Raw genomic sequence first — 4,814 nt, 5'->3', positions numbered from 1 at the left:
CACCTGACCGGCGGCAGCGACGCACCGTGGGGCCCGATCCTGGACCGGATCGCGCACAAGCACGCCTCCCTCGGGGGCAGGCCGAGGGCGAGCAGCACGGGGCCGGTCGGGCCGTCGACGAGACCGCCGAGGGTCACCCCGTCCAGCACGGCGAGGAAGGCGTCCCGGGCGCGGCGCAGCTCACCCCGCAGCCGGCAGGCGGCCCGCAGCGAGCAGGCTGGCTCGTCGCAGGACACCACCTCCTCGGCGCCCTCGAACGCCCGGACCACCCGGCCCACCGTGACGTCGTGGCCGCCCTCGGCGAAGGCCACCCCGCCGGAGCGACCCCGGATCGTGACCAGCACGCCGATCCGCTGCAACCGCTGGACCACCTTCGCTACGTGGTTGCGGGGCAGCTCCAGTTGGTCGGCCAACTCGTCCACGGTCATCCGGCGCGGGTTCGCGGCGGCGAGCATGGCGATCCGCAGCGCCATGTCGGTGGACCGGTTGAGCTTCACGCACCGACCCTAGCCAGCGCGGAAGCTGCCAACCCGGGGGCCGACGGACCGGGCGTGTGATCCGGACGACCCTCGACCCGGGACTTTCGACCCTGAAGAGGTATCCCAGATACCTGTTTTGCTGGCACGGCCCGAGCGGTTCAGCGCAGAAGGAGACAAGTCGTGCTCTCGGAGTCCTCAGCAACAGTGGTGACGGCGACCCTGCCCGCCGTGCAGGCGCACGGCGAGGCGATCACCGGCCGGTTCTACCAGCGGATGTTCGAAGCCCACCCGGAGCTGCTCGACATCTTCAACCGGGGCAACCAGGCGACCGGGGCCCAGAAGGCCGCGCTCGCGGCGGCCGTGGTCGCGTACGCGGAGCACCTGACCGGCGGCAGCGACGCACCGTGGGGCCCGATCCTGGACCGGATCGCGCACAAGCACGCCTCCCTCGGCATCACCCCGGGCCAGTACACGATCGTGGGTCGCCACCTGCTCGCCGCCGTCGGCGAGGTGCTCGGCGACGCGGTCACGCCGGAGGTCACGGCGGCCTGGGACGAGGTGTACTGGCTGCTGGCCTGCGAACTGGTCGCCCGGGAGGCCCGCCTCTACGCCGGGGCCGGGCTCGGCGAGGGCGAGTCGGTCTGGCGGGACTGGCGGGTCACCGGCCGGGTCACCGAGGCCGTGGACGTCGTCTCGTTCACCCTGGTCCCGGCCGACGGCGGCCCGGCACCCACCTTCGTCCCCGGCCAGTACGCGTCGGTCGCCGTCGACCTGGACGGCGGTCGCGGGCAGCAGATCCGCCAGTACAGCCTCTCCGGCCGGCCCGGCGCCGAGCACTGGCGGATCACCGTCAAGCGGGTCCGCGGCGTCGCCGGCACCCCCGACGGCATGGTCTCCACCTTCCTGCACGAGCACGTGGCCGAGGGCGACGTGCTCCGGCTCAGCCCGCCCTTCGGCGAGGTCAGCGCGGTCGCCGGCGAGGGCCCGCTGCTGCTGGTCAGCGCGGGCATCGGGCTGACCCCGGCGATGGCCGCGCTGGAGCACCTGGCGGCCACCGAGCCCGACCGCCCGGTGGTGCTGGTGCACGCCGACCGGGCCGGCGCGGCCCACGCGTTCCGTGGCGAGCTGCCGCGCCTGCACGCCGCCCTGCCCAACCTGCGCACCGCCCTCTGGTACGAGGACGTCACCGACGCCGAGCTGGCCGGGCTGACCGCCGAGGTGGCCGGCGGACGCGTCGACCCGGCGCTGATCCCGCTCTCCCCCGACGCCCACGTGCACCTCTGCGGGCCGCTGCCGTTCATGAACACCGTCCGGGGTGGCCTGCTGCGCCGGGGCGTGCCGACGGAGCGGATCGCCTACGAGGTGTTCGGGCCGGGCATGCTCCGCGACGACCGGGCCTGACCCGGAGTCGTCGCGCCATTACGGGCGGTGGGACTGTTCGCCCCGCCGCCCGCGGGCGCTCCACAACCGACTGACCCGCCCGCCGGGAGAAGTCGATGATCTAGAGGTTAGGAGGAGAAGCCGAGGGTAGGGACTCCGCATGCGGGTCCTTGGCATCAACGCGATCTTTCACGATCCGGCGGCCGCCCTGGTGGTCGACGGCCGGGTGGTGGCCGCCGCCGAAGAGGAGCGGTTCAGCCGCCGCAAGCACGGCAAACGTCCCCTCGCCTTCTCCGCGTGGGAGTTGCCCGAACTCTCCGCCGCCTGGTGTCTGGCCAGCGCGGGCATCGACGTGGACGACCTCGACGCCGTCGCGTACTCCTTCGATCCCGGGCTCTGCCGACCCGCGGAGAGCCTGGGGCTCACCGACCCCTGGGACTGGCTGCGCGTCGAGTACGCCCAGCGCGCGCCCCAGTTCCTCGCCGCCGCACTGCCCGGCCTGGATCCGGCGAAGGTGCGGTTCGTCCCGCACCACGTCGCGCACGCCGCGTCCGCCGGCCTGGCCGCCCCGCCCGGCGGCGACGACACGGCGGTGCTCGTCCTGGACGGACGCGGCGAGGTGGCCAGCCACCTGGCGGGCGTCTACTCCGACGGGCTGCTGCGACCACTGCACTCCCAGGAGCTGCCGCACTCCCTCGGCCTGCTCTACGAGGACCTCACCCGGCACCTCGGCTTCCTGCACTCCAGCGACGAGTACAAGGTGATGGCGCTCGCCTCGTACGGCCGGCCGAAGCATTTGGGCCTGCTGCGCGAGCTGGTCCGGGTCACCCCGGAGGGCGGCTTCACCGTCGACCGGATCGACTGGGGCAGCATGGCCAAGGCCCGCGCCGCCGACGGCGAGATGACCGACGACCACGCCGACCTGGCCGCCAGCGTGCAGGCCCGACTGGAAGAGGTCGTCCTCGACCTGGCCCGCTGGCTGCACGACGCCTCGGGCGGGGCGTCCACCCTGGCCATGGCCGGCGGGGTGGCGCTCAACTGCGTGGCCAACGCCCGGCTCGCCGCCGAGGGCCCGTACCGGAACGTCTGGGTGCAGCCCGCCGCCGGGGACGCCGGCACGGCCCTCGGCGCGGCCCTGCACGTCGGCCGTGACCTGGGCGACCGTTCCACTCCGATGGCCGGCGCGGACCTCGGCCGGGGCTGGACCGACGAGGAACTGGAGGCGGAGCTGCGGCGCGCGGCGCTGCCGTACTTCCGGCCGGGCTCGATCGCCGCCGAGGCGGCCCGGGTGCTGGCCGACAACGGCATCGTCGCCTGGTACCAGGGCCGCAGCGAGTACGGCCCGCGGGCGCTGGGACACCGCTCCCTGCTGGCCCACCCCGGCGACCCCGCCACCACCGCCCGGATGAACGACGTCAAGGGACGCGAGCAGTTCCGACCGATCGCCCCGATGGTCCGCGCCGAACGCTTCGCGGAGATCTTCGAGGGCGTCTTCCCCAGCCCGTACATGCTCTTCGTGCACCGGGTGAAGCCGCACTGGCGCGACCGCATCCCCGCGGTCACCCACGTGGACGGCACCGCCCGGGTGCAGACCGTGCACGCCGACACCGAGCCGGTGGTCGCCGAGATGCTGGCCGAGTTCGAGCGGCTGACCGGGCTGCCGGTCGTGGTGAACACCTCGCTGAACACCGCGGGACGGCCGATGGTCGACACCCCGCGCGAGGCGATGGAACTCTTCGGCTCCGCCCCCGTGGAACTGCTGGCGCTCGGCCCCTTCGCGGTGCGGCGCGGCGCGCTCGGGGGTGCCCGGTGATCAGCATCGTGGTGCCGACCCTCGGCCGGCCGAGCCTCGCGGTGCTGCTGGACGCGCTCGCCGAGCAGGTCGGCGAGCTGCCCGACCCGGAGATCCTGCTCGTCGACGACCGCCGCGACTCGACCGGCGAGCTGGCGGTGCCGGGGGCGCTGACCGCGTACGCGAAGGTGCTGAACGGCCCCGGCGCGGGGCCGGCGGCGGCCCGCAACCTCGGCTGGCGCGCGGCCCGCTTCCCCTGGATCGTCTTCCTCGACGACGACGTGGTCCCGGCGCCGGACTGGGCCCGCCGGCTCCTCACGGACCTGCGGGTCGGCGACCTGGTCGGCGGGGTGCAGGGCCGCGTCCACGTGCCGCTGCCGACCCACCGGCGGCCGACCGACTGGGAGCGCGGCACCGCCGGGCTCGCGGAGGGCGAGTGGATCACCGCCGACATGGCCTACCGCCGGGACGCGCTGGCCGACGCGGGCGGGTTCGACGAGCGCTTCCCGCGCGCCTACCGCGAGGACGCCGAGCTGGCCCACCGGGTGCGGCGCGCCGGCTGGGAGCTGGTCCGCGGCCAGCGGGCGGTGACCCACCCGGTACGCCCCGAGAACCGCTGGGTGAGCCTGCGGGTCCAGCGCGGCAACGCGGACGACGCGCTGCTGCGCCGCCTGTACGGCCGGCACTGGCGCACCGACCTGCGGCTGCCGCCCGGGCGGCGGCACCGGCACGTCGCCGTCACGGCGGCCGGCGCGCTCGCCCTGGTCGCCGCCGCCCTGCGGCCCCTCGCCGGCGGCGCGCCCCGGACCGTGCTCGGCGGCGTCGCCGTGGCCGGGGCGCTCGGCTGGACGGCCGGCACCGCCGAGTTCGCCCGCGCCCGGATCGCCCCCGGGCCCCGGACCGCCGACGAGGTCGCCACCATGCTGGTGACCAGCGCGGCCATCCCGCCACTGGCGGTCACGCACTGGGTACGCGGCTGGTGGCGTAGCCGCGCGGAGCGACCCGGAGCGGGACGTTGATGTCCACTCCCCCCGCCCGGGGCAACTGCTCCGACATGGACGACGCCCCGATCAGCGCAGGTCGGCGCCTGTTCGACGCGGTGTTGCTGGATCGGGATGGCACGTTGGTGGAGGACGTGCCGTACAACGGTGATCCGGAGAAGG

3 protein-coding genes and 1 pseudogene are annotated in these 4,814 nt (G+C 75.0%); 3 read left to right on the top strand and 1 reads right to left on the bottom strand.

Annotation, left to right across the window (positions count from 1 at the left end):
• Positions 1-173 precede the first annotated feature (173 nt).
• Positions 174-455: pseudogene (locus tag ACSNOB_RS31450) on the bottom strand (RrF2 family transcriptional regulator); the annotation flags it as partial.
• Positions 456-599: 144 nt separating this feature from the next.
• Here ACSNOB_RS31450 and ACSNOB_RS31445 point away from each other — a divergent pair.
• The 3 genes from ACSNOB_RS31445 to ACSNOB_RS31435 all read left to right on the top strand — a co-directional run bounded on the left by ACSNOB_RS31445 (position 600) and on the right by ACSNOB_RS31435 (position 4,670).
• On the top strand, positions 600-1,880 hold the full coding sequence (locus ACSNOB_RS31445; RefSeq protein WP_436691008.1) for a globin domain-containing protein: 1,281 nt from the start codon (positions 600-602) through the stop codon (positions 1,878-1,880).
• 139 nt (positions 1,881-2,019) lie between these two features.
• Complete coding sequence (locus tag ACSNOB_RS31440) at positions 2,020-3,672, top strand: carbamoyltransferase family protein (protein ID WP_436691006.1); 1,653 nt, start codon at positions 2,020-2,022, stop codon at positions 3,670-3,672.
• Complete coding sequence (locus tag ACSNOB_RS31435; protein WP_436691004.1) at positions 3,669-4,670, top strand: glycosyltransferase family 2 protein; 1,002 nt, start codon at positions 3,669-3,671, stop codon at positions 4,668-4,670. The genes ACSNOB_RS31440 and ACSNOB_RS31435 overlap by 4 nt, the downstream gene beginning before the upstream one ends.
• The last annotated feature ends 144 nt before the right edge of the window (positions 4,671-4,814 follow it).

This window comes from Micromonospora sp. URMC 106 (assembly GCF_051386395.1).
In the GTDB taxonomy this organism is placed as follows: domain Bacteria; phylum Actinomycetota; class Actinomycetes; order Mycobacteriales; family Micromonosporaceae; genus Micromonospora.
Note: the sequence above shows the minus strand (reverse complement) of the source record. Positions and strands in the feature narration are given on the sequence as shown.

Coding starts and splice junctions, on each gene's coding strand:
- ACSNOB_RS31440 (WP_436691006.1), top strand. CDS start 2,020: ATGCGGGTCCTTGGCATCAACGCGATCTTTCACGATCCGGCGGCCGCC.